The organism is Nocardia sp. NPDC059240 (genome assembly GCF_042753865.1).
Lineage (GTDB): Bacteria > Actinomycetota > Actinomycetes > Mycobacteriales > Mycobacteriaceae > Nocardia.
Map to the genome: position 1 here is coordinate 368,446 of NZ_JBHZAC010000007.1, position 24,922 is coordinate 393,367.

At 69.1% G+C, this 24,922-nt stretch carries 22 protein-coding genes; 11 read left to right on the top strand and 11 right to left on the bottom strand.

Going from position 1 to position 24,922, the window contains the following annotated elements; all coding sequences use genetic code 11:
* Positions 1–2 precede the first annotated feature (2 nt).
* From ACFXHA_RS26820 to ACFXHA_RS26835, 4 genes are all read right to left on the bottom strand, one after another.
* Positions 3–2,141 (bottom strand): ArnT family glycosyltransferase, encoded by a 2,139-nt coding sequence (locus tag ACFXHA_RS26820; protein WP_379361382.1) that lies wholly within the window; start codon positions 2,139–2,141, stop codon positions 3–5.
* A gap of 101 nt (positions 2,142–2,242) precedes the next feature.
* On the bottom strand, positions 2,243–5,899 hold the full coding sequence (locus tag ACFXHA_RS26825) for an arabinosyltransferase domain-containing protein (protein ID WP_379361384.1): 3,657 nt from the start codon (positions 5,897–5,899) through the stop codon (positions 2,243–2,245).
* A gap of 74 nt (positions 5,900–5,973) precedes the next feature.
* Positions 5,974–6,384 (bottom strand): nuclear transport factor 2 family protein, encoded by a 411-nt coding sequence (locus tag ACFXHA_RS26830; protein ID WP_379361386.1) that lies wholly within the window; start codon positions 6,382–6,384, stop codon positions 5,974–5,976.
* Positions 6,375–7,181, bottom strand: coding sequence for an MBL fold metallo-hydrolase (locus ACFXHA_RS26835; protein WP_379361388.1), 807 nt, complete (start codon positions 7,179–7,181; stop codon positions 6,375–6,377). The genes ACFXHA_RS26830 and ACFXHA_RS26835 overlap by 10 nt, the downstream gene beginning before the upstream one ends.
* Positions 7,182–7,280: 99 nt before the next feature.
* Between ACFXHA_RS26835 and ACFXHA_RS26840 the strand changes: the two genes are divergently transcribed.
* Positions 7,281–8,186 carry a helix-turn-helix domain-containing protein gene (locus ACFXHA_RS26840; protein ID WP_379361389.1) on the top strand — a complete coding sequence of 302 codons (906 nt, stop codon included), beginning with the start codon at positions 7,281–7,283 and terminating at the stop codon, positions 8,184–8,186.
* 85 nt (positions 8,187–8,271) lie between these two features.
* The gene (locus ACFXHA_RS26845) at positions 8,272–9,765 is read left to right on the top strand and encodes an MFS transporter (protein WP_379361391.1); all 1,494 of its coding nucleotides are present in this window, start codon (positions 8,272–8,274) and stop codon (positions 9,763–9,765) included.
* Here ACFXHA_RS26845 and ACFXHA_RS26850 read toward each other — a convergent pair.
* A complete protein-coding gene (locus ACFXHA_RS26850) occupies positions 9,734–10,744 on the bottom strand; it encodes an alpha/beta hydrolase (protein ID WP_379361393.1) in 1,011 nt (336 codons plus the stop codon). The two genes, ACFXHA_RS26845 and ACFXHA_RS26850, sit on opposite strands and share 32 nt — an antisense overlap.
* A gap of 302 nt (positions 10,745–11,046) precedes the next feature.
* Positions 11,047–11,874, bottom strand: coding sequence for an IclR family transcriptional regulator (locus ACFXHA_RS26855; RefSeq protein WP_379361395.1), 828 nt, complete (start codon positions 11,872–11,874; stop codon positions 11,047–11,049).
* Positions 11,875–11,948: 74 nt separating this feature from the next.
* On the opposite strand from ACFXHA_RS26855, the gene hutH reads away from it, so the two are divergent.
* The 7 genes from hutH (at position 11,949) to ACFXHA_RS26890 (ending at position 18,880) form a co-directional block, all read left to right on the top strand.
* Positions 11,949–13,511, top strand: coding sequence for a histidine ammonia-lyase (gene hutH / locus ACFXHA_RS26860; protein WP_379361397.1), 1,563 nt, complete (start codon positions 11,949–11,951; stop codon positions 13,509–13,511).
* Complete coding sequence (gene hutU, locus ACFXHA_RS26865) at positions 13,508–15,157, top strand: urocanate hydratase (RefSeq protein ID WP_379361398.1); 1,650 nt, start codon at positions 13,508–13,510, stop codon at positions 15,155–15,157. Before hutH ends, hutU begins: the two co-directional genes overlap by 4 nt.
* Before the next feature lie 12 nt (positions 15,158–15,169).
* A complete protein-coding gene (locus ACFXHA_RS26870; RefSeq protein WP_379361399.1) occupies positions 15,170–16,465 on the top strand; it encodes a formimidoylglutamate deiminase in 1,296 nt (431 codons plus the stop codon).
* A complete protein-coding gene (gene hutI / locus ACFXHA_RS26875) occupies positions 16,462–17,625 on the top strand; it encodes an imidazolonepropionase (protein WP_379361620.1) in 1,164 nt (387 codons plus the stop codon). Before ACFXHA_RS26870 ends, hutI begins: the two co-directional genes overlap by 4 nt.
* Positions 17,622–17,993, top strand: coding sequence for a hypothetical protein (locus ACFXHA_RS26880; protein ID WP_379361401.1), 372 nt, complete (start codon positions 17,622–17,624; stop codon positions 17,991–17,993). Before hutI ends, ACFXHA_RS26880 begins: the two co-directional genes overlap by 4 nt.
* A gap of 94 nt (positions 17,994–18,087) precedes the next feature.
* Positions 18,088–18,510, top strand: coding sequence for a DUF732 domain-containing protein (locus tag ACFXHA_RS26885; RefSeq protein ID WP_379361622.1), 423 nt, complete (start codon positions 18,088–18,090; stop codon positions 18,508–18,510).
* Positions 18,511–18,556: 46 nt separating this feature from the next.
* The gene (locus ACFXHA_RS26890) at positions 18,557–18,880 is read left to right on the top strand and encodes a hypothetical protein (RefSeq protein WP_379361403.1); all 324 of its coding nucleotides are present in this window, start codon (positions 18,557–18,559) and stop codon (positions 18,878–18,880) included.
* On the opposite strand, the gene ACFXHA_RS26895 is transcribed toward ACFXHA_RS26890, so the two are convergent.
* Positions 18,881–19,294, bottom strand: coding sequence for a winged helix-turn-helix transcriptional regulator (locus ACFXHA_RS26895; RefSeq protein WP_379361404.1), 414 nt, complete (start codon positions 19,292–19,294; stop codon positions 18,881–18,883).
* Positions 19,295–19,391: 97 nt separating this feature from the next.
* Here ACFXHA_RS26895 and ACFXHA_RS26900 point away from each other — a divergent pair, with 97 nt between their 5' ends.
* On the top strand, positions 19,392–20,258 hold the full coding sequence (locus tag ACFXHA_RS26900) for an alpha/beta fold hydrolase (RefSeq protein ID WP_379361406.1): 867 nt from the start codon (positions 19,392–19,394) through the stop codon (positions 20,256–20,258).
* 4 nt (positions 20,259–20,262) lie between these two features.
* On the opposite strand, the gene ACFXHA_RS26905 is transcribed toward ACFXHA_RS26900, so the two are convergent.
* The 4 genes from ACFXHA_RS26905 to ACFXHA_RS26920 all read right to left on the bottom strand — a co-directional run bounded on the left by ACFXHA_RS26905 (position 20,263) and on the right by ACFXHA_RS26920 (position 23,836).
* A complete protein-coding gene (locus ACFXHA_RS26905; protein ID WP_379361408.1) occupies positions 20,263–20,655 on the bottom strand; it encodes a nitroreductase/quinone reductase family protein in 393 nt (130 codons plus the stop codon).
* 114 nt (positions 20,656–20,769) lie between these two features.
* Positions 20,770–21,927, bottom strand: coding sequence for a lipase family protein (locus ACFXHA_RS26910; protein WP_379361410.1), 1,158 nt, complete (start codon positions 21,925–21,927; stop codon positions 20,770–20,772).
* Between the two features lie 71 nt (positions 21,928–21,998).
* The gene (locus ACFXHA_RS26915) at positions 21,999–23,405 is read right to left on the bottom strand and encodes a HEAT repeat domain-containing protein (protein WP_379361411.1); all 1,407 of its coding nucleotides are present in this window, start codon (positions 23,403–23,405) and stop codon (positions 21,999–22,001) included.
* Positions 23,402–23,836 carry a T6SS immunity protein Tdi1 domain-containing protein gene (locus tag ACFXHA_RS26920; RefSeq protein WP_379361413.1) on the bottom strand — a complete coding sequence of 145 codons (435 nt, stop codon included), beginning with the start codon at positions 23,834–23,836 and terminating at the stop codon, positions 23,402–23,404. The genes ACFXHA_RS26915 and ACFXHA_RS26920 overlap by 4 nt, the downstream gene beginning before the upstream one ends.
* An 88-nt stretch (positions 23,837–23,924) precedes the next feature.
* Here ACFXHA_RS26920 and ACFXHA_RS26925 point away from each other — a divergent pair, with 88 nt between their 5' ends.
* Complete coding sequence (locus ACFXHA_RS26925; protein WP_379361415.1) at positions 23,925–24,914, top strand: cyclase family protein; 990 nt, start codon at positions 23,925–23,927, stop codon at positions 24,912–24,914.
* Positions 24,915–24,922 lie beyond the last annotated feature (8 nt).

A 24,922-nucleotide genomic window follows, 5' to 3' on the forward strand; every position in this document is an offset into this window, starting at 1 on the left:
CGCTAGCCGGTGTATCCGGTCAGCTTGTACACGGTGGTGTTGCCGACCTGCTGGGGCTTGAAGGTCGCCGTCACCCAGTTGGTGATGTCGGAGTGCTGGTTTCGGCCGAACCCACCACCCTGGTTGCCCTGGCCGCCCTGGTTGCCGCCTTGGCCACCCTGACCGCCTTCGTTGCCGGGATCGCCCTGGCGTCCACGACCGCCGGCCTGGTTGTTCGCGCCCGGCTGGCTCCCGCCGTTGCCCTGCCCGTTCGCGTTGCCGCCGTTGGCATTTCCGCCGTTTCCGCCACGCCCGTTGCTCTGCACGATGTAGTACCCGATCTTCCCGGCCTTCACATCGGCCTGGAACTCGGCCAGCGTCGGCGTGGGATCGCTCCCGGAGAACCCACCGATCGCCATGACCGCCTTGTCGGTCTGCAACTCCAGCCCGGCCGCGGCCGAGGAGCCGTTGACCGCCGCCGCCCACGTCGCATCGGACCCCTGCAACAGGGCCGCCAGTTGCGGATTGGGCTGCGACTCACCGAAACCGCCGCCGCCGCGACGATCCGAGGCCGCCGGTCCGACGGTCGGACCGCCACCGCTGTGCGGTGTGGCGATGGTGGCGAAGGAGTAGGCGGCCGTGCCACCCAGGCTCGCGATCAGGCCGATCGCCAGCGCGGCCGTCGCCAGTCGCCGGTTGGATCGAACCTGCGGCAACAGGATCAGCGCGCACGCCACAACGGTCAAAGCCAGGATCGCCCAGCGCAATTCGGGGAACCAGCCGCTGTTGCGGTGCAGCAGTACGAAACTCCACACCCCGGTGGTGGCCACCAGCCCGGCCAGGCCGCCGCGACCGAAGAGGCTGTCGCGCTTGGCCCACATCTCGTGGATCCCGATGGCGAACATGCCCGCCACGGCCGGTGCGATCGAGAGGCAGTAGTACGGGTGCACGGTGCCGCTCATGTAGCTGAGCACCGCCCCGTCGATGATGATCCACAGCCCGAACAGGATCGCGCCCGCCCGCACCAGGTCGGTGCGCGGCGCCCGGCCCCGCGAGACCAGCACCAGCACCAGTGCCAGCAGTGCGGCCGGCAGCAGCCAGGCGATCTCGAAGCCGAATTCGCCGGTGAACAGTCGTTCCACGCCGCGCACCTGGCCGCCGCCGAAACCGCCGAAGCCACCGCGTCCGCCCGGGCCGTTCTGTGCGGCCGCGTCCGCGGCAGCGGTCGGGTCGGGAACAGCCGTCGGGGTGGGGACCGCGCTCGGGTCGGGGGGTGTGCCGCCACCGCGGTGGTTGCGGCCGAGCACCCGGGCGAAGCCGTTGTAGCCCAGCACCAGATTCATGAAGTTGTTGTCGGTCGACCCGGCCAGGTACGGGTGGCTCGAGGCCGGCCACAGCAGCGTGACCAGCACATACCAGCCGCTGGATGCCAGCAGCGCGACCAGCGCCCCGACCAGTTGCAGCAGCCGGGTGCGGATCGGATTGGGTGCGGCGACGAGGTAGACCACCCCGAGCGCGGGCAGCACCATCAGACCCTCGAGCATCTTGGCCAGGAACGCGAACCCGAGTGCCACTCCGGCCAGCAGAATCCACTTGGTCGAGGCGCGCTCGAGGGCGCGGACGGTGGCGTACGCCCCGGCCGTCATGAGCAGCACCATGACCGCGTCCGGATTGTTGAACCGGAACATCAACGCCGCCACCGGCGTCAATGCCAGCGCCGCACCGGCGAACAGCCCGGTGTAATGGCTGCCTGTCACCCGGCGCACCGAGCCGTAGAGCAGCCCGACCGCGGCCACCGCCATCAGTGCTTGCGGCACGAGCATGCTCGCGCTCGAGAAGCCGAAGATCTGCCCGGACAACCCCATCACCCACTGCGACACCGGCGGCTTGTCGACGGTGATGAAGTTCGCGGGATCCAGCGACCCGAACAGCAGGGCCTCCCAGTTCTTCGACCCGGCCCAGGCGGCCCCGGCGTAGAACTGATTGCCCATGCCATTGATGGTGATGTTCCACAGATACATCACCGCCGTCGCGACTAGGAGCGCGGCCAGACCGGCCCGTTCGACGGTCTTGCCGTCGAAGCGTCCGGTCGTCTGTGCGGCCGCGGGAGGCGGCGGAACCACTGGCGGATTGTCCTGGAGTGATGCGGTCACGCTGACCATTCAGCGCCCCGGAGTCCAGACAACCCTGTGAGCCCGCCGGGAGATTCCTGAGCCTCCTAGCCTCCGCAGGTCAGGGTGATGGTGAGCAGGTCAAGGCGGTGTCAATGGGTCTGGGTCGGGTCGGGGGCGGCCATGATCGGGGTGTCGTTCACCCAGCCCCAGCGGTTCTCCACCCGGACGTCGACGGTAGCGGCGGGCGCGTCGACGTAAGGGGTGAGGCGTTGCAGTTCGCCCCAGTCGCGGGTCCAATCGTGGTTCAGGTAGGCGGGGACGGGCTGGGATTTCAGCAGCAGATTGCTCCAGCCGACCGGGCCACCGCCCGCGTCACCCTCCCAGCTTTCGGAGACCTGGGAGTTGAGCTTGTCGGGCAGGATGCGCCAGACCGGGAGCTGGGCGACGCCGTCCCGGTGATCGAGGGGGTGCTGGCAAGGGAAGGCCAGGCCGACATGGAAATCCGTCAGCACCGGATCGTCGTGGCCGACCTTCGCGTCGAGGGTGACCAGATGCGGCAGTCGGGGCGGGGTGAGGGCCAGCCACTGTTTGCCGGTCGGGTCTTCGGTCTTGGCGACGAGGCGAATCACGTTGGTACCGGCCGGAATTCGATCCAGGGCGATCGGCAGGTTGCGCCAGCCGGGTGCGCCGCCGACGTTCGGCGGGGCCAGCTCGCCGAGGGCTTGCACGGTGCCGTCGTCGGCGCGGTGGGCGAATTCCACCCGCAGCTGTGCGCCGTCGATCGGGTGGCCCTGGTCCTGGCCCGCGATGCGCCCGGCTGCGGTCAGGATCAGCACGTGGTAGCTGGAATCCTGCTGTGCCGCAGCGAGGTCCAGGCGATACCACTGCGTGGTGAGGTGCGCGGGCTGTGGCTGCCCGGTGCTGTAGCTGCCCAGTATCGGAGTGCGTTTGGGATCCAGGCCGTAGGGCAGTGCGATGGTGCTGCCGTTGATTCCGGCCTCGGCCTTGGGTTTGTCGGCGGGGCCGCCGCCGGGCGGGGGTGTGGACGGCTTCGGACCACCGCCGCTTCCACCGCCGCTGCCGCCGGGGCCCTCGGGGGCGAGATCGCCGACGCCGTTGGCGGTGAAGCCGCTGTTGTCGGCGGCGAGTCCGTCGGCAGCGGTGCCGGTGACCGGCGACAGCAGTGTGTCCTCGGGCTTGTCCTCCACCAGCACGTCATCGGCCAGCGCACACGGATGTCCTTGCAGGGCACGCAGATTCGACAGCGCGACCGAGTATGCCGGGTACTGCGACCAGGCGGCCGACGCCATCGTGCCGACCTCGAACAGCACCAGCACCGCGGCGGCCAGTGTCAGCGGCCGGATGGCGATCCGGTCGAAAGGCCCAGCGGTGGAGGTCTTTTCCCGGTAGGGCTCGCGATAGTACTGCCAGGCCGCGACGAGCAGGCACAGCACGCCCAGCCCGAAGATCAGCGAGGCGATACTGGTCCCGCCGAGCAGCGGCGCGCGATCGGGCCAGCGGACCCCGTAGCCGGACACGTACCACCAGCCGTTGGAGCCGGTGAAGCAGAACGCCACCAGCAGCAGCACCGCCGCCGCGAACAGCGAACGCAGATACCGCACCCGAATACCGTTGCCGCCCACCGCGACCGCGGTCACCGCCGCCAGCGCGGCGGCCAGGCCCGCGTAGACGCCGAAGTGGTGGGTCCACTTGGTCGGGGTGAACGCCATGAGCAGCAGCGACATGACCGCGATGCCGAGCACCCGGGCCACCGGTCCGCGTGCGGTATCCGGAATCCGGCCGCCCTTGCGCAACACCACCGCGAAACACACGAGCAGGCACAACAGCATGGCGAGCACACCGAAGCGTCGCGAGAGCGAACCGTCCGGGGTCAGCGACAGCAGGGAGATCCACCGGGTGGGTTCGTCCGGCCAGGACAGGTTGGGGCCGACCAGTTTTCGCACCCGGGTGGCTTCCAGCACCGAGGCGAAGGTCTGATCCGCGAATACGACGGTCAGCACCAGCGTGCCCGCCGTCAGCACCGGCGCGACCCGCGCGAGAGTCCCGAGCACACGGTCGGACTCGGTGCGGACCTGCGCGATCAGAATCGCCAGCACACGCCGGGAACCGGCGAAAAGCGCGGCCAGACAGATCAATCCGGACGGACCGGCGGCCAGCGAGAACGCCGCGATCAGCACCGCCACGGCGGCGGGCAGCAGCCGCCGGGTGGCGATCGCGCGCTCGATGGAGCACCAGGTCAGCAGTGCGCCCAAGGCGATCAGGGGTTCGGGGCGCAGACCGTTGTTGTAGGGCAGCCACATGGCCAGGAACACCAGCGCGGCCGTCCAGCGGGCACCGGCCCCGCTGCGGACGCGGGAACCCAGGCGCGGCAGCACTTCCCGGCTGATCACCCACCAGCAGAGCACGGCGGCCAGCAGGGCGGGCGTGCGCATCCACACGCTGGCGTCCGACAGCCGCGTCATCTGCGCGAGCAGTTCGTACGGCCAGCCGAAGGGTGCTTCCGCGACCCCGTACCAGCGGTAGTAGTTGGCGGTGTAGCCGGCGAACTTGGACACCCGCGCCATGGTGAGGATGTAGCCGTCGTCGGAAGTGTTGGCCCCGATCACATGCCACGCGCCGAGCACGATCAGCACCACCGCGTCGGTGAGGGTGAGCCGCCACCAGCGCGCGGGCAGGAACCGTCGGCGGCGACGGCCGTCGGCGGCGTCGATGAAGTACAGGCAGACCAATGCGATCAGGGTGCACAGCGCCGCGCCCGCCATGGCCGCCAGTTTCAGCGCGGTCGGACTCGACGAGAACCGCGAATCGATGTCCGCGTGCAGCTGGGAATCGCTGAGCCGGGTGCGGTCGAGATCGGTGTACACGCCGACGATCTGGGGGCGCACATCCTTGTCGAGGGTGGTCCGCATCGGGGAGCCGTCGGGACGTTTCAGTCCGGTCAGTTCGGCGGTGGTGGCGGCGGCCGTCGAATGCACCACGAGCGCACTGCAACCCGTGTGCTGCGCCGGGCTCGCGGGCGGCACGGCCCCCGCGCCCGGGCTACCCGGTGCGGCGGTGCCTAGATCGGTGCTACTCGCCGGAGGCGCGGGCGCGTCGGCAGGTGGCGTGCTACCTGGCGGCGGTGTTGCGCCTGGGGGCGGTGTGGAGCCGGGTGGAGGCGTTGCCCCCGGGGGCGGTGTGGAACCTGGCGGCGGCGTAGCACCCGGAGGAGGTGTGGAGCCGGGTGGAGGCGTTGCACCCGGAGGAGGTGTCGAGCCGGGCGGAGGTGTCGCTCCCACAGACGGATTCGCACCTGGTGTCGGCGTCGCGCTCGGTGCCGGGGTCGCGCTAGGTGTCGGTGTGGCGGACGGTGTCCCGTTGGCCGGCGTGGCGACCGCCGGATCGGAAGCCGTTCCCACCCCGGTCATTTCGAACACCGACGCGGTGAGCAGCGGAATCCCGCGCAGCATCACCGACAGCGTCCGCCCGCTCCCCGGCTTGTCCTCGATGCGCGCGATCAGTCCCTTGGTGTCCCCGCCCTGCGCCTGCGCCGGAACGGTGGCCAGCACGGTCCCGCTCGGCACATCCTGCAGAACCACGCACGGCACCCGCACATCCACCGACAGCGGCACATAGTCCACCAGCGGCGCGGTCACCTGTACCGCTTGCGCCTGCGGCCAATCGATACTCGCCCGATCCTGCCGAACCGGCAGCAACGGCGTAAGTACCGCCAGCACGACACCGAGCACCCCCGAGATGAGGGCGATCAGTTTGATTTGGAAATTTCCCCCGGAAACTGAACGCACGAACGCCGATGCTAGCCACAACCTCCGAGAAACTCATGATGGAATATTCGGGCCAGTAGGTATTCGCTCGGCCGTCAGGCGGTGGCGGCGTCGCGGACCAGGGCGGTATCGACGAACTGCTCGAAGCGGACGATCAGCCCGCCGCGCACCGTGAAGTGGTGTGCCACACGCACATTCAGCGGCTTCCCGGTGGCCTTGTGGGTGGCGGTGTAGCGGGCCAGCACGACCACGTTCTCGCCGTCCACCACGTAGGTGTCGTCGTGTGCGGTCCAGCCCTTCCACTCCTGCCCGAGTCGCTCCATGACCGCGGCCGTCACGCCTTCGGGCGTGCGGTAGGTCCCGGCGAGCGGGAATCCGGCCATCTCGGTCCATTCCACATCGGGGGCCAGGGTGGCGCGCAGCGCGTCCAGGTCACCCGCCGCGGAGGCGAGGTACTGGCGGCGCACCACCGCGGCCGGGGATTCGTCGATCTGGTTCAGCCCCATGTCATTTCTCCCTTGGCGACCTTGGTGCCGAGATTCGCGGCAATGCGCAGCCCGGCGTCGGGGTAGGCGGCGAGCAGGGTGGCCTCGGCGGTGGCGGCGTCCGGGGCGTCGGCCACGGCCTTCTCGAAGAACCGCAGGTACTCGCGGGTGTGGCGAATGGCGGTGTGGTCGGTCGGGGTCCCGGCGGCGCGGTGCCCGGCGGCCACGAAGGCCGGATCGAGGGCCTCGAGCTCGTCGAGGGCATGGATCCAGGCGGCCCGCAGTTCGGTCGTGGCGCTGTCGGCGGTCCAGACGTGCAGGCCCTCGAACAGCAGCACGCCGCCGAGCAGGGCGCGGCCGATCGGTTCGTAGACGTACCAGGCGCGGTCGCCGAGCGCGTCGCTGCCGCGGCGGATTTCGAGGGGCGTGCCGTCCACGGTGACCGTGTCGGTGGTCAGGGCGGCGATGTCGACCAGCCGGGTGGGCAGGTTCGCGCCGAGGTGCGCCCAGGCCTGCAGCTTGCCCGCGTAGCTGTGCCGGATGTGGTCGATCACGTCGGCGGGGGCCAGGAACCGGGTCTCGGGGAAGGCATCGGCGATGACCTCCGCGCCGAAGTAGAAGTCGGGATCGCCCGCGGTGACCAGGACGGTGGTGAGGCGTTTGCCGGAGTCGAGGACCTCGGCCGCGATGCGGTGCCCGTCGGCCCGGGTGAATCCGGCGTCCACCACGATCGCCTCGGTCGGGCCGGTCACCAGCACGCTGGTCTTGTTCAGCGAGGCGTCGGCGGAGTCGAAGATCCGGTAGTCGAGTGCGGTCATTGCCTTCTCCCTGTCTGGTCATGGGTTATTGCTATGACATGAAATCTATGGTCGCGTACTGGGCTTTGCACGGTCCGCCCGGGACATAGAATGGTGAAAATGGGACACACCGCCGAACCGGGCATCCGGCCCGTCCGCTACTCGCCGCCGGCGGACGTGATCGGTGAGATCGAGCTCAATTCGCTGGCCGGGATTCGTGAACGTGGCGGTCCGGACGAATTCCTGACCGCGCAGCGACTGGATTTCGATCTGCTCATCCGCATCGAGGCGGGGACGGCCCGGCACCGGGTCGACTTCACCGACTACGCGCTCGCACCCGGTGACGTGTTGTGGATCCGTGCGGGCCAGGTGCATCAGTGGGGCACGATCGCCGATATCGAGGGCCCGCTGGCGCTGTTCACCCCGGCGGTGGTGGATTCCGATGCCCGCGACCGGATCCGGGCCGCGGACGTGCGCACACCCGCGCATTGGCCGGCGGTCGCGCTCGACGGGCATCCCGCCTCGACGGCGCTCGACGCATTGTTCGCGGTCACCGACCCTGCTGATGCCCTCTCCGACAGCAAGATTCGATCCGCGGCCCGCGTGCGGCTGCTGACCGCCGCACTGCTGCTGCTCATGCTGGCCACCCCCGCCGACGCCGACCGCCATCGGGCACCGACACGCGAGGCGTTCGTCTGGTTCCGTGAGGAATTGGAGTCCCGTTTCGCCACCTGGCATCAGGTGGCCGATTACGCCGCGCGCCTGGGCTACTCCACCCGCACCCTGAATCGGCTGGCTCGCGAGAACACCGGCCTGAGCGCCAAGCAGCTCATCGACGAACGCATCGTGCTCGAGGCCAAGCGGGCACTGGTGCACGGCCGGGATCCGGTGGCGCGCATTGCCGAGGATCTCGGATTCGACGATGCGTCCAACTTCTCCAAGTACTTTCAGCTGCGCGCCGGGATCACCCCGCTCGCGTTCCGGACCCGGGCATCAGAACCGACCGACCCGCATCCTCGCAGTTGAGCGGTGAGCTTCGCACGGTGCTCTATCGTTTGCCCGGGCAGTCGATGGGTAGGCAGAGGACGCGGAATCGGACTCAGGAGTTGCGATGTCGGAGGTGCTCGACGCAGGAGTGGTGCGGACCCTGGTGCCCGCCCGGATCGATCGATTGCCGTGGTCGAGATTCCACACCCGGCTGGTGGCCGCGCTGGGGGTGGCGTGGATTCTGGACGGTCTCGAGATCACGGTGGCCAGCGCGGTCGCCGACACGCTCACCAAAACCGAGACCCTGCACCTGTCCTCGGCCGCGGTCGGCCTGATCGCGACGGTGTACCTGGCCGGTGAGGTGGTCGGCGCGCTGGTGTTCGGCAATCTCTCGGATCGGCTGGGGCGGCGCAAACTGTTCCTCGTCACACTGGGTGTGTATCTGCTCGGCAGCGGGCTCACCGCGGCCACGCTGGGCAGTGGGGCGGGCTGGGTGGCCTTCCTGTACGCCACGCGGTTCATCGCGGGCATGGGCATCGGCGGCGAGTACGCGGCCATCAATTCGGCCATCGACGAGCTGATTCCGGCGCGCTATCGCGGTCGGGTGGATATCGCGGTGAACGGAACCTATTGGGCCGGAGCGATTATCGGCACGCTCGGCACCTATATCCTGCTCAATCACCTGAATCCGTCGCTGGGCTGGCGGCTGGGCTTCCTCATCGGCCCGGTGCTGGGCCTGGTGATTCTGCTGGTGCGCCGCCATCTTCCGGAGAGTCCGCGCTGGCAGATCATGCACGGGCGGGCGCGGGACGCCGAGGAGTCGATCGAGGAGATCGAACGGGAGGTCGCGGCGACCGGGGTGGCACTGCCTCCGGTGGACGAGTCCCGGGTCCTGGAGGTCAAGCCCGCCGATCGCATCGGCTATCTGGCCCTGACGCGAGTGCTGTTCCGCGAGTACCCCGATCGCGCGATTCTCGGTGCGAGCCTGATGATCAGTCAGTCGTTCCTGTACAACGCGATCTTCTTCACCTACACGCTGGTGCTCGGCAAGTTCTACGGGGTGCCGTCGGAATCGACGCCGCTGTATCTGATCGCCTTCGCGGTCGGCAACCTGCTCGGCCCGCTCACCATCGGGCATCTCTTCGACACCATCGGCCGCCGCCGCATGATCTCGGGCACCTACATTCTTTCCGGTGCGCTGCTGGCGATTTCGGCGGTACTGTTCTACGCGGGTGCTTTGAACGCCATCACCCAGACGGTGTGCTGGTGCGTCATCTTCTTCTTCGCTTCGGCGGGCGCGAGCTCCGCGTATCTCACCGTGAGCGAGATCTTCCCCCTGGAAGTCCGGGCCAAGGCGATCGCCGTATTCTTCGCCATCGCACAGTGTTTCGGCGCGCTCGGCCCCGTCGTCTACGGTGCGCTCATCGGTGACGGCGCGCATCCGGTGCGGCTGTTCCTCGGCTACCTGCTCGGCGCGGCCGTCATGATCGGCGGTGGACTGGTCGCGCACTTCCTGGCGGTGGACGCGGAGGGTCGCTCGCTCGAGGACATCGCCCTGCCCCTCGCGGCCACCCGCCGGGCGGATCTCAACCCACGACCGACTTCATCCAATCGATGACCGCGGCCTGGTAATCGCGGGTGTTGGGCGCCAGATTGACGGCGTGGCCGCTGCCGGGGAGCACGAAGGTGCGCAGCCGCGCGGCGGGCGAGAAGTAGGGTTGTTCGGCCGCGTACAGGGTCGGGGTGTCGGTGCAGATATCGAAATCCGGTCCGCAGGACAGACGGTCGCGGCTGCCGTCCGCGACGAGGACCGGAACGTCGATCAGGCTGGACATGCCGGGCAGGGTGGACCGCAGGCCGTCGGGATACTCGGTGAGGGAGAACGTCTCCTTGGTGGCCTCGTCGAGAGCGACCACCTGCGGATCGGGATCGATCCCGTAGAAGTCGGCCGCGCGGCTGCCGGGGCGCGACACCAGATAGCTGGAATCGTAACCGCGCCCGGCGAATTCGGGATCGTCGACGGCGGGATAGTAGGTCGCGATGACGCCGAGCACGTCCGGCACGCTGAGGGCGTGCGAGTAGCCGGTGAGCAGGACACCGTCGACGTCGTGGTGGTCGGTGGCCTCCATGACGGAGGTGCCGGAGGTCAGTGAGTGCCCTGCGGTGACGACCTTGGTGAAGGGCTGGTTGCCCGCCAACCCGGCGCGCAGGGCCTGCACCATGATGTGCAGGGCGTCGGCGGTGGCGGTGGCCGTGAGGGAGAGACTGAACGGTCGGCTACTCGCGCCGTTGCCAAGTCGATCCGCCACCAGCGTCGCGTATCCGGCCCTGTTCATGGCCTGCCGGAAGTTGTACGTGTCCGGTTGATATGGAAAGTCCCAATAGACATGGTTGTAGTTGGAGCCCGGCATCAGAATCATGACCGCGTCGGTGGGTTGGTCGGGCAGGCACAGCGTCCCCGCGATGGTGCCCTGTGGCACCGGGAAACCAACATCCCGGCAGCCGTGCGCCGGCCGATCGGCGTGGGCCGGACTCGGGGTCAGGGACATTAGGGTCGCGGCCGCACACACGGCCAGCGCCCGTAACGAGGTGCGCATGATTTGAATTCCCTTGGCTGAGTTAGACTTCCGCGGCATTGTCGGCGACCGCGCCCGCCACCACCTCGAGGGCCCGTGACCGAGTCGCGTGCGGGTGTAGTGGCGATGCTCGCTGTCGGCGTCACCGGATCCCTTCCCAGGAGCGGTTCCGAGTCGGGCTATGTTCTGGCGAATGACGATACCCCGCACGATGTTCCGCGACCTGCGCATTCGCCGAACCTGGCTGAAGATCGGTGGGCCTGTGGAAAGCGTGCGGCTCAGCCGGGGATTCGATGCGGGCGATCGATCGGGATGGGGGAACTTCACCGCGGCGGGCGGCCGCCGATGGCGGCGGTGAGCGCGGCCGCGACAGCCCGCACGGGAGCTGCGATTTCGGGCCAGAAATGTCCGCATTCAGTGGATTCGGCCGGGCCCTGCGGGGTTTCGCGTGGTCCGCCATGGTCTTGGTCGTCGCAGTGATGCCGCACGGTGAGTCCGATGGCGGCGATCGGATGGCCGCCGTGATCGAACACCGCGGCCGCGACGGTGGCGAAACCGCTTGTGACATAACCGTCTTCGACCGCCCAGCCGCGCTCGCGCTCGACCTTCAGCACGCCGCGCAACCGCCGCAGATCGCGCGGACCGCGCGCTGTGCGCATTGGGAAAGCGGCCGGACCGGGGAACAGGGCACGCACATGGGCGGGTGTCAGCTGGGCGAGCATGGCGCGGCCGGTCGCGGTCAGGTGCGCGGGCAGTCGCACCCCGACATCGGTGACCAGGGTCTGCGGGCGGGCCGGGCGCTGTTCGATCAGGTACAGGGATTCGTTGCCGTGCAGGACGCCCAGATGCCCGGTCCCGCCCGCGGTGTCGACCAGGCCGCGTAGCAGTGGCGCGGCTACCCGTTCCAGGGGGTCCTGGCGCAGGTAGGCGGCACCGAGTTCGAAAGCGGCGAGCCCGAGTCCGTACTTGCGTTCGGCCGCCAGATAGGTCACGTATCCGGCCACGCGCAACTCGTTGAGCAGCTGATACGTGGTGGATCGGGGGAGGCTCAGGGTGCGGGCGATGAGGGCGGCGGGCACCGGGTGTGGGCGTTGCGCGAGCAGGTCCAGTACCCGCAGGCCGCGCCGGAGCGCGGGAATCTCACCGCCCATACTGTCTGAAATACCAGACGAAACCCGGCCGTGGGTGCTCGATCTCGACGGCCGAACGCGCTGGAATGGTGCGCATGACGCGAATCGGGATCGAGCGGGTGCCGGTGGGAGCGGGATCCCTGAGCCGGGCGGCGGTGCTGGCGGTGGCGCGGCACGGGGCCGCCGTGGAGTTGGACCCGGATGCGCTGGCCGGGCTGGCACGGGTGCGGCGGCACATCGACGAACTCGCGCACAGCGACCGGCCCGTCTACGGAGTGTCCACCGGATTCGGTGCGCTCGCGCTGCGGCACATCCCCCCGGATCGGCGAACCGACCTGCAGCGCTCCCTGATTCGCTCGCATGCCGCCGGGGCGGGCACACCCGTGGAGCCCGAGGTGGTCCGGGCCATGATGCTGCTGCGGCTGCGCACCCTGCTGTCCGGTCACACCGGGGTGCGGCCGGAGACCGCGCGGGCACTGGCCGGGCTGCTCGACAGCGGCCTGACTCCGGTGGTGCCGGAATACGGTTCGCTGGGCTGTTCGGGCGATCTCGCGCCGCTGGCCGCGGTGGCGCTGGCGTTGATGGGTGAGGGCTCGGTACTGGGCCCGGACGGGCCACGGCCCATCGCGGCAGCGCTCGCGGAAGCCGGGCTGACGCCGATCGTCCTGGCGGAGAAGGAAGGTCTGGCGCTCACCAACGGCACCGACGGCATGCTGGGCATGCTCGTGCTGGCGATCGAGGATCTGCACCGGCTGTTCGATCTGGCCGATCTGACCGCCGCCATGAGCGTGGAGGCGCAGCTGGGCACCGATCGGGTGTTCGCGGCGGATCTGCAGCAGCTGCGACCACATCCCGGGCAGGCGGTGGCGGCGGCGCGCATGCGAGCGGCGCTGGCCGGATCGGAGATCGTGGCCAGCCACCGGGGCGAGGACTGCCCGCGCGTGCAGGACGCGTATTCGCTGCGCTGCGCGCCGCAGGTGCACGGGGCGGCGCGGGACACGCTCAGCCACGCCTCGCTGGTCGCGGAGCGCGAATTGGCTTCCGCCATCGACAATCCCGTGGTGCTGGCGGACGGGCGGGTGGAGTCCAACGGCAACTTCCACGGTGCGCCGGTGGGCTATGTGCTCGACTTCCTGGCCATCGCCGTCGCGGATGTGGCGAGCATTGCCGAGCGGCGCACCGACCGCATGCTCGACGTGCACCGCTCGCACGGGCTGCCCGCCTTCCTGGCCGCCGATCCGGGCGTGGACTCCGGGTACATGATCGCGCAGTACACGCAGGCCGGGGTGGTGTCGGAGCTGAAGCGGTATGCCGTTCCGGCGTCGGTGGATTCGATTCCCTCCAGCGCCATGCAGGAGGATCACGTGTCCATGGGGTGGGCCGCGGCGCGCAAGCTGCGGCGTGCGGTCGAGGGGCTCACCACCGTGCTGTCGATCGAACTGCTCACCGCCGCAAGGGCATTGGACTTCCGGGCTCCACTCTCGCCCGCACCGGTCACCGGCGCGCTGCGGGATCTGGTGCGCGAGCGGGTGCCCGGGCCCGGGCCGGATCGGCATCTCGCGCCCGATATCGCCGCCGTCGTCGAGCTGGTGCGCTCGGGGGCCGCGGATCACCTGATCGATGGTTCTGCCAGTGCACAGCAAGGGGTTTCCTCATGACCAGGACAGTCCGGGCGGCTCGCGGATCCACGCTCACCGCGCGCAGCTGGCAGACCGAGGCCGCGTGGCGCATGCTGCACAACAACCTCGATCCCGACGTCGCCGAGCGGCCGCAGGATCTCGTCGTCTACGGCGGGACCGGGCGGGCGGCGCGGGACTGGCCGAGTTTCGAGGCCATCTCCCGCACCCTGCTGGACCTGCGCGAGGACGAGACGCTGCTGGTGCAATCCGGTCGGCCGGTGGGAGTGCTACGCACCCACGAGTGGGCTCCGCGAGTGCTGCTGGCCAACTCGAATCTGGTTCCGGACTGGGCGAATTGGCCGGAGTTCCGGCGGCTGGAGGCGGCCGGGCTCACCATGTACGGGCAGATGACCGCCGGGTCGTGGATCTACATCGGCACCCAGGGCATTCTGCAAGGCACCTACGAGACCTTCGCGGCGGTGGCGGCCAAGCGGTTCGGCGGCAGCCTCGCCGGAACCCTCACCCTCACCGCGGGTCTCGGCGGCATGGGCGGCGCGCAACCGCTCGCCGTCACCATGAACGGCGGGGTGGCCCTGTGCGTGGAATGCGATGCGGGACATGCGCGCCGGCGGGTCGAGACCCGGTATCTCGACGAGATCGCCGACGACCTCGACGACGCGCTGCACCGCGTGCTGGCGGCCAAGGCGGCCCGGCGGCCGCTGTCGGTGGGTGTGATCGGCAATGCCGCCGAGGTGCTGCCGGAGTTGCTGCGCCGCGAGGTCGAGGTGGACGTTGTCACCGATCAGACCTCCGCGCACGACCCGCTCACGTATCTCCCGATCGGCATCGCGCTGGAGGACTGGGACGACTACGCGAGCCGCAAGCCGGACGAATTCACCCGCCGCGCACGGGATTCCATGGCGTTGCACGTCGGGGCGATGGTCGGGTTCCTCGATCGGGGCGCGGAGGTCTTCGACTACGGCAACTCGATCCGGGGTGAGGCGAAACTCGCGGGCTACGAGCGCGCCTTCGACTTCCCCGGCTTCGTGCCCGCTTACATCCGGCCGCTGTTCTGCGAGGGCAAGGGGCCGTTCCGCTGGGTGGCGCTGTCGGGCGATCCCGCCGATATCACCGCCACCGATCGCGCCATGCTCGAGCTGTTCCCGGAAAACGAATCCCTCGCGCGCTGGATCCGGCTGGCGGGGGAGCGGGTCGCCTTTCAGGGCCTGCCCGCCCGCATCTGTTGGCTCGGCTACGGCGAACGCCGGGACGCCGGGGTGCGGTTCAACGAGATGGTGTCCCGGGGTGAGGTTTCCGCCCCGATCGTGATCGGCCGCGACCACCTCGACTGCGGTTCGGTGGCCTCCCCGTACCGGGAGACCGAGGCCATGGCCGACGGGTCCGACGCCATCGCCGACTGGCCGCTGCTCAATGCGCTGGTCAATACCGCCTCGGGGGCCAGCTGGGTGTCCATTCATCACGGGGGCGGGGTCGGTATCGGCCGGTCCATCCACGCGGGCCAGGTGACCGTCGCCGACGGCACGCCGCTGGCCGCGCAGAAGATCGATCGGGTGCTGACCAACGATCCGGGCATGGGCGTGCTGCGGCACGTGGACGCCGGATATCCGGAGGCCGAGACCGTCGCCCGGGATCGGGACGTACGAATTCCGATGTGGGAGAGCTGAATCGATGGCCGGATGAGCAGCTACTGGTTCCCGCGGGCGTGGCTGCCCGGCGGGCCGGCGGACGCGGTGCGGATCGATATCGCCGAAGGGGTGATCACCGCGGTCTCGCCGGGGGAGAAGCCCTCCGGGACAGTGTTTTCCGGCCTGGCCGTGCCCGGGTTCGCCAATGTCCACTCGCATGCCTTCCATCGGGCATTGCGCGGGCGGACGCACGCGGATCGGGGCAGCTTCTGGACGTGGCGCGACCGGATGTACACGCTGGCACGCAGATTGGAGCCCGACTCCTACTATCGGCTGGCGCGGGCGGTGTACGCGGAAATGGTGCTGGCGGGATACACCAGTGTCGCGGAGTTCCACTACCTGCATCATCCCGGGCACGGGCAGCGCTACGCCGATCCCAACGAGTTCTCCCATGCGCTGGTGGCCGCGGCGGGTGAGGCCGGGATCCGGCTGACCCTGCTCGATGCGTGCTATCTGGCCGGGGGTTTCGGACAGCCCACCTCGGGAGTGCAGCAGCGGTTCGACGACGGTGACGCCGACGCCTGGGCGCGGCGGGTCGAATCCTTCCGGCCCGCAGGCGATCTGGTGCTCACCGGGGCGGCCATCCACTCGGTGCGGGCGGTACCGGCCGAGCAGCTGCCGGCCGTGGTGCACGGCGCGGCCGGGCGGCCCCTGCACGTGCACCTGTCGGAGCAGCCACGGGAGAACGAGGAGTGCCTGGCGGTGTACGGGTGCACGCCCACCGAATTACTCACGGCGGCAGGCGCTCTCACACCTCGCACCGTGGCCGTCCACGCCACGTACCTCACGCCCGGGGATATCGCCGCGCTGTCGGATTCGTGGGTGTGCCTGTGTCCCAGCACCGAAGCCGATCTCGGCGACGGCATCGGCCCCGCCCGCGCGCTGGCCGATGCCGGTGTTCGCCTGGCGCTCGGCAGTGACGGGCAATCGATCATCGACCCCTGGTTCGAGACCCGGGCCCTCGAATTCCACGACCGGCTCGCCAGCGGCGCGCGCGGCCGCTTCGAGGCGGGCGAACTACTCGATGCCGCCGCCGCGCACGCCGCCTCCGGCTGGTCCAACCTGGGGGCAATCGCGCCCGGCCGCGACGCGGACCTGGTCTGCGTGGACACCGGATCAGTGCGCACGGCAGGAGTCGACGGGCCCGGAATCCTCTTCGCGGCCACCGCATCCGACGTCACCGATGTGATGATCGCGGGCCGCTGGATCGTGCGCGACCGCATCCACCGGACCCTCGGCAATGTGGCGGCGGCCCTCGACAGCGAGATCGGAGCACTATGGCAGTGACCTCCACGGTGATCACCGGCATCGGCGAACTCACCACCAACACCGAGGAATTCGGTGTCCTGGCCGACGCCGCCCTCGTGATGGAGGGCGAACGGATCTCCTGGATCGGCCCGGCCGGGTCCGCCCCCGCCGCCGACCGTCGCGTCGATGTCGGCGGCCGCGCGGTCCTCCCCGGCTGGGTCGACAGCCACACCCACCTGGTCTTCGCCGGCGACCGCACAGCGGAGTTCGGTGCCCGGATGAACGGAATCCCATACTCGGCAGGCGGTATTCGCACCACCGTCGACGCCACCCGTGCCGCAAGCGACGACACTCTCGCGGCCACCTTGCGCCGCCTGCGGGCGGAAGCCCTCCGTCAGGGCACCACCTATCTGGAGACCAAAACCGGCTACGGCCTCACCGTCCCCGACGAAAAACGCTGCGCCGCACTGGCAGCCGAGGTCGCGGACGAGGTGACCTTCCTAGGCGCCCACATAGTCCCGCCCGACTTCACCGCCGACACCTACACCGACCTGGTCTGCGGCCCCATGCTCGACGCCGTCGCCCCCTACGTCCGCTGGATCGACGTCTTCTGCGAGACAGGAGCTTTCGACGCCGCCCACTCCGCCCGCGTGCTCGAAGCCGGGCGTGCTCGCGGCCTCGGTCTGCGCGTCCACGGCAACCAGCTGTCCCCAGGCCCCGGCGTCCAACTGGCCGTCACCCATGGCGCAGCCAGCGTCGACCACTGCACCCACCTCACCGACACCGACATCGAGGCCCTCGCCGCCTCGGCCACCCTCGCCACCCTCCTCCCCGCCTGCGACCTCTCCACCCGCCAGCCCCTCCCTCCGGCCCGTCGCCTCCTCGACGCCGGAGCCCGAATAGCCTTGGCCACCAACGCCAACCCCGGCAGCTCCTACACCACCTCCATGGCCTTCTGCGTAACCACCGCAGTCCTCCAAATGGGCCTGTCCATCCCCGAAGCAATCTGGTCCGCCACCGCAGGCGCGGCCCTCTCCCTCTCCCACGACCTCACCGCCCCCGGCGCAGTCGGCATCCTCCGCCCCACCGCCCGTGCCGACCTCCACATCCTCGACGCCCCCTCCGCCACCCACCTGGCCTACCGCCCCGGCATCCCCCTCACCTGGTCGGTATGGCAGCGAGGCGAACAGCGAGCGTGACCGCCACTCCCGCCTCGGCGGCCGTGGTTCAAGTTGTCGGAGCCAATGTCAGCAAGGGTTACGACATCGGCTACCGTGACGGCGCGTTCATGGTGACCGTCCGCGTCGACAACGCCGACCCGGTTTCGTTCACCGACAACGGAATTGCGATGGGCAACTCGCCCATGACACCGAGTGCAAGCTACTGCTCCGCAGCCGGCGAACTATGCGCCGACGGCATGTCCGACGCGAGCCAGGGCATCCACCACGTCGTCATAACCCAGGACGCCCGTCAATTCACAGCCACCTATTTGATCCCCCAACCGATCCCCGGCAGCGGCCTGTACCCCACCCCGATCGCCCTACCCACCGGAAGCAGCGGCAGCTGATCCCCACTTGTCGGAATGGCCCTGACACCCGTGTCAATTCCTCGGTGTCAGCCCCAATAGCGTTCAGCAATGGCTAGGGTCCTGCATCGTGAAGATGGCTCCGCTACTGCCGCTGCTTGCCATGCTCGTCGTAGTGTCCGGATGCTCAGCAGTGGGCGACCAACCCGCAGTGTTGTCCGCATGGACCGTCCCGGTCAGCGCCACGGTGCCAACTCACCCGGCCACCCCCGCGAGCGAGCCCGGCCACCGGATCTTCCGCGCCGAGGACAACCCGACTGCTGCGAACAACTTCGTCGCCGCGTTGAAACACGCTGGCGATCCGCATGTTCTCCAAGACGAAGCCACCGCCATCCAGATCGGTGGGCAGATCTGCACAGACCTCGATGCGGGGAACTCTGCCGATCAGGTTGTTGCCCAATGGGAGCCGCCCTTGACCACCGAGTGGGCCTCGAAGTACGTCTTCCTGGCCGTAGGCAATCTCTGTCAGGACAACGCCACCAAACTGCCCTCCTTCTAGCAGCCCGTAACCGGTGGCCCGGGGTGCGGCCGATACGATCGCCGTTATGGCTTCGCCCGACAGGAACAGCGGTATCCGAGCGGTCATCAAAGGCCCGACGACTGGGTACAGCGGGCGGACGATCACGCTTGACGGCAGTCAGTCGCAATCCGGTGATGCGCCGATTCGCTATCACTGGACACCCGATGCGGTGCTCTTGGCGTGCAATCCGGGCTTCGACGAGCAGGCTGGGAACTCGACTGTCACGCTGGTGCTTTCCGAGGTTCCCTTGCGGACCGTGCGCAGGGTGGGGCTGACGGTTTACGGTGCGGAGAACGGGAAATCGTCGGAGGCTACGCACAGTATCGCCGTCAAACCGACACCGGCCTGATCACTCGTCGTGGCTGGAAGGGCTGCTGGCGTTGACGGCGTTGGCGCGGTCGATTTCGGCCATGTGGTCCTCGGCCCAGGTGCGTAGGGCGGCCAACGGAATCTCCAGGGACAGGCCCAGTTCGGTGAGGCTGTAGTGCACGCGTGGGGGCACCGTGGGCTCTACGCGGCGGGTGATCAGGCCGTCGCGGGCCAGGTTGTGGAGGGTTACCGACAGCATCTTCTGGGATACGCCGGGCATGCGCCGGCGCAGCTCGGCGAAGCGCACCTCCTGCGGGGCAGCCTGGGCGAGAACCTTGACCGCCATCGACGTCCACTTGGTGCCGATGCGGTCCAGCAGTTGCCGGGTCGGGCATTCGCGATCGAACAGATCACCGCGAACGGGTGCCTGCGCGTGCGTTGATCGGGTAGTCACCTGGACCTCACCACCTGTGCTCAATGTGCCCTCTTGGCAGGGCAACCGGGGTTACCTACCGTTTCCTGGTAACTAATGGTAACCACCTGGAGGTCCCATGACCCGCACGCCTCCGCAGGCCGCGTCGATCGACCTGCGCCGGATCGAGACCAACGGGATTCGCGCCAACGTCGCCATCGCCGGCTCCGGCCCCGCAGTCGTTCTGCTGCACGGCTTTCCACACACCTGGCGACTGTGGAGCGAGATCATCGGCCCGCTGTCCGCGCATTACCGGGTCATCGCCCCGGACCTGCGCGGGTTCGGAGCCAGCACCCGTGCGCCCGACGGCTACGACGCCGCCACGCTGGCCGCCGATATCGCCGGGATCCTCGATGCCCTCGGCGAACCCACCGCCGCCGTGGTCGCCATCGATGCCGGTACCCCGGTCGCGATCCTGCTCGCCCTGCTGCACCCCGGGCGGGTCCGACGGATGGTGGTCATGGAAGCGCTGCTGGGCACGCTCCCCGGCGCCGAGGACTTCCTCGCCGCGGGTCCGCCGTGGTGGTTCGGCTTCCACTCCGTCCCCGGCCTGGCCGAGACTGTCCTGCTCGGCCACGAGGCGCGATATATCGAATGGTTTCTCACCACCGGCACCCGTGGCCGGGGCGTGCGGGCGGATATCCACGCCGCCTTCATCGATGCCTACACCGGAGCGGACGCCCTACGCTGCGCCTTCTCCTACTACCGTGCACTGCCGACCAGCGCCCAGCAGATCGCTCACGCCGTAGCGGTCGATCGCCTCACCGCACCCACCCTGGCGATCGGCGCTCACCCCGTCGGCGACGCACTGGAGCGGCAGCTCCGCCCCATCTCCGACAACCTTGTGGGACAGGTGATTCCGGACTGCGGCCACATCATCCCGCTGGACCGGCCACACGAACTACTCGACCTCGTGCTGCCCTTCCTCGCCGCCGATACGCGGTAGAGCGTCAGTCCAGGTCGATGCGGACGGTGAGGAGGTCGGTGCCTACCGTGCGGACCGCGGCGCTGTTGGCTCTCGGGAGGGAGCGCAGGCGGGCAATGGGGTCGTCGTCGGGGAGTATGTGGGCGGTGCCGGTGTGCCAATTGCCGCGGAGGCGGAGGCGGACCTTGTTGTCGGACTGGATGTTTCGGATGTATTGGGAGCGGGTGCCGAATTCGGCCACCAGCCAGAACACGTTGCCCTCGCGGCGGCCGCCGATCGGGGTGGTGCGGGGATGGCCGCTGACCCTGCCGGTGGTTTCCAGCAGGGTCTGGACGGGGAGTCGGCCCAGGATCGGGTTGGCTACTCTGCGTTGGAATGTCGTCACTACGGCGTGCTGTACGTCGTGTCGGTTCGCCATGGGTCGACGCTAACACCCTCGATGCGGTGTCACCGGGCCAGTTGAAGGATGGCGGCCGCGACACCGATCGCGGGAATGACAACGGCCGGCCGTGGGTGTGACATCGACTCCTGGTCAGGGCAGATGGTGCTGCAGGAAGCCGAGGGCGTCGGGGAGGGAAGCGAGGAACGCGCCGCTGTGATCCTTGCCGGGGTAGGCGGTGACCGTGATGGTGGACCAGGGGTTGTGGGATTGCAGCGCGGGGCCGTAGGCGGGGGTGTCGGCCGGGGGGACGTCGATATCGGCGGTCCCGTAGCCGATCATGAGGTCGGCGGGGACCACGTCCTCCTGGTAGGAGACCAGCGAGCGGATATCGGCCTCGAAGGTGGGAGTCGGATTGTTCGGGTCGGCGACCAAGGCGGCGGGGCGTCGGCCCGCGGCGTCGGCCACCAGGTCCGAAAGACATTCCGTGGTGGCCTTTTCCACGTACTCGCGGCCGAAGTCCGACAGGTAGGGGGTGACGCTGCCGGGGTTGCGGTCCTCGAGGGCCGCGAGGTAGTAGCCCGCGTAGCCGACCTGGTTGTCCGAGCCGGTGGAGTCCGCGCGGAACATCTCACGCAGACTCTTGGCCGGGTTGGTGCGCAGGCCGGTGGCGATCACGCCGGTGAGTCCCTGTGCGTACCTGGGGTTTCGGGCGTAGAGGGCGGCGGCACTCATGACGGCGTGCGCGCCCTCGGACTGGCCGATGAGCACGAAGTGGTGGGTGAGCGGGACGGGCAGCGAGCGCACGGCGGTCACCGCGTCGAGCAGTGAGCGGCTCTCGACCGCGGTGTTGTAGTAACTGAAATTGCCGCTGGTACCCAAGCCCTGGTAGTCGGGGGCGAGTACCGCGTACCCGTTCGACAGGATCTCGTCGAAATAGCTGCGATTACGGTCGGATTGGGGGCGACGCGACGGTGCACAGTCGTTGCCGATGCCGATCGTGCCGTGCGCCCACACCACCAGCGGCCAGCCACCCTGCGGCGGCAGACCGGGCGGCAGGTACAGCCCGGCGGTGGCGCGAGCCTGATTGTCGTGCTGGTCGGTGGTCGAATAGCTGATCCCCAGCGACACCGCGGCCTTGTCGAAAGACCATGCGCCATTGAGTAATTCGACCCCGTCGAGGCGGCCGAGATCGTGTGCGTCCGCCACTGCCGGGGCAGCGGTCGCGGTCAGGGCGGCACACGCGCTCACCGCGCCCGCGGCCAGCGCGGCCTGCCGGACGGCCCCCGCGAACCTGTGACGAACTGCCATGGCCACCACTCCCTCTCGACGGCACAACGGTCCGACCTTACCGCCGACCCGGTACCGGGGCGCGGGCTTGATCAGGATTGGCGGGCCGTGAGGGCGGCGAGGGCGCTCTGCAGGTCGACATTGTCGACGGCGGCCAGCTGCGGCGGGACGACCACGGCGAGGCCGAGCTCCCGCAATGCCCACAGGAGTGCGAGGTGGACGGACCAATTCACGCCGGGAGCCGCGCTCAGCAGGTCGGCGAGAGCGGAGATCTGTTCGGCGGCCTCCAGTTTCGACAGTGCGCAGATCGCCTCGTACCGGACGGCCTCCCGTCGATCCGAGCGGGCCAGCTCGACGAGCCGGTCGACGGCGGCAGGGCCCGCATGCACGACATACGTGCGCACCGCCTCCTGGGCCGTGGTCCCGGTCGCTGTCACCAGGTATTGCCAGGCGACCTCGGCGACCTCTGGATCGGCGGGGATCGTGGACAGGAAGTACATCGCGGTCTTGCGCACCCCGAAACTCCGGTCGCCCACCAGTCGCACCAGCTCTGCCGTGCAGACCCAGTCCGCGAGTGCGGCACAACCGATCTCGCGCACCAAGGGATTCGGATGAGTCGCGAACCGTGTGCTCGCGCGCGCTCGCGCGTCGGCCTCGTAGCCCTGCCAATCCGCGCCGCGCAACGTCCCCTCGAGCTCGGCCCGGTCGGCATCCGGATCGTCGAGCAGCCGCGTCAGCTCGGTCTCCGGGACGGTGCCGCGTGGTCGGTGGGTATGCAGCGGCAGCAGTTCCCGACCCGTGATCTCCTCCGGCCAGGTCACCAGGTCGCGAATCGGGGACATCCATTCCCGCAGTAGCGCAACGCTTCCCGCCTTCCCCTCGGTGGCGGCCTGCTCGAAGCTCCACTGCACCTCGTCGAAGGCATCCGAGGCGGCGGCAGCGATCCGCTGATCCGGATGTGCTCGCAAGAGCGAGATTTCACGCAGCACCCGCCGGGTGGGGTAGTACCGCAGGGTATTGATCGCCGCCGCGGCCACCTCGAACGTCTCGTCGCGGGTGGCCGCCAGCAGCGCGGACTCCGCCGCCACGGGCTCCTCCCACAGCAGTGTCCCCGCGGCCGCTTCCCGCACCGCCGGGTCGCGGTGACCGAGCGCGCGCTGCAGGACCGGCATGAACTCGGCCTCGCCGAAGCCGAAACTCATGGACTCCACCGCCGTCGCCTGCAAGGGATGCTCGTCATCACTCGCCACCGCGATCACGATGTCGGCCTCGGTGCGGTCCATCAGGCCCAGTGCATGCCGCATGACCACGAGATCCGCACTGGCCCACCAGGTCCGGCGTTGCTCGGCGGTAGTGGTGTCGTCGAACCCGGTCACCACCTCCGAGGCGCGGATGCGCACCGACTCCGGCAGCGTGGCATCGAGCACCATGGCCGTCAGCGGCGCGATGGACCGGTAGTCCTCCGAACCCGCCAGCGCGTCGAAGTCTTCGGGATTCATTCGAATTCCTGCGCCTGCGCCACCAGATCGAAGAACACCCAGACCCCGCCCTTCTGATACGACTCCGGGCTCTCGGACCCGCCGAGGAACGGGTACGGCGTGGCGATGTACACCTCGTCCGTGCCGAGCGGCCCCAGCCGCCGCCGGATCTCGGCCACGTGTCCCGGCTGCAGTACATAGGTGATGACGTTCGGATCGAACAGCACCTCGGAGACGAACGCGGTGGCGTCCGCGAACACCCCGTAGTCCTTGACGCCCGGACTGTACGGATCGAGGATGCCGTACTCACCGGTGCGGCTGCTCATCAGAAACGCGTAACCGAGATCCGAGTAGCCGATCACCATGTCGTAGCGCGGATAGTGCTCGGCCCAGGCCGGCATCACGCGGTCCAACCGCTGGTCGCCGATCAATCGGAAGGAAACGCTGGTCACTGCACCCATCCAACCAGACCGACCGGGACTGACCCTCGACAGGCTCCACCGGACCCGGTAATGATCGAACCGATCCGTCGCTGTGGAGGTGCCCGTGACCGAAGAATGGCGTAAAGCCGCTGAGCGCGTGCGCAACTGGGGCCGCTGGGGCGATGACGACCAGCTCGGGACGTTGAATCTGCTGACCCCCGAACGCATCGCCTACGCCGCCACGCGCGCGGTGCAGGGCCGCAGCATCCCGCTCGGCGTGCCCTTCGACGCCTACGGCCCGCAGGGGGCGAGCGGCCAGCGGCGCAATCCCATCCATCTGATGGCGATCGACGGCGGCGACGCCGACCTCGCCGCCCAGCTCGCCGGCTGGGGCGGACCCACCGAGGCGCAGGTCGCGGGCATGTACGCGCGCGGCCCGATGCGCTTCAACGACGACTACATCATGATGCCGCTGCAGGCCGCGACCCAGTGGGACGCACTCTCCCACGTCTACTACGACGGACTGCTCTACAACGGCTACCCGGCCGGGACGGTCACCAGTATGGGCGCGAGCCGGCTCGGCATCGAACGGGTCGCCGAGCACGGCGGCGTGGTGGGGCGCGGAGTCCTGCTGGACGTCGCCCGGCACCGCGATCTCGAACGGCTCGAACCCGGGACCGTCGTCACACCGTCCGAACTGGACGCGGTCCTCGCCGCGCAGGATGTGAGCCTGCACCCCGGCGACATCCTGATCATCCGCACCGGCTGGTGGACCCGCTTCCTCGAAACCCGCAGGCACTCCGAATGGTTCGGCGGCAGTCCCGGATTGAGCTGGCGCTGCGCGGAATGGCTGCACGAACACGACATCGCCGCGGTCGCCGTGGACAATCCGGCCGTCGAGGTGATGCGGCCCGAGGACGGCGTCATGCTGCCCCTGCACATGATCACGTTGCGCGATATGGGCCTGCCGCTCGGCGAGATCTGGGATCTGGAGGCGCTGGGCCGCGACTGCGCCGAGGACCGCGTCTACGACTTCCTGCTGTGCGCGCCCGCCCTGCGGATCCCGGGCGCGGTCGGCACGCCGATCAGCCCGGTCGCGATCAAATAGCCAGGGCC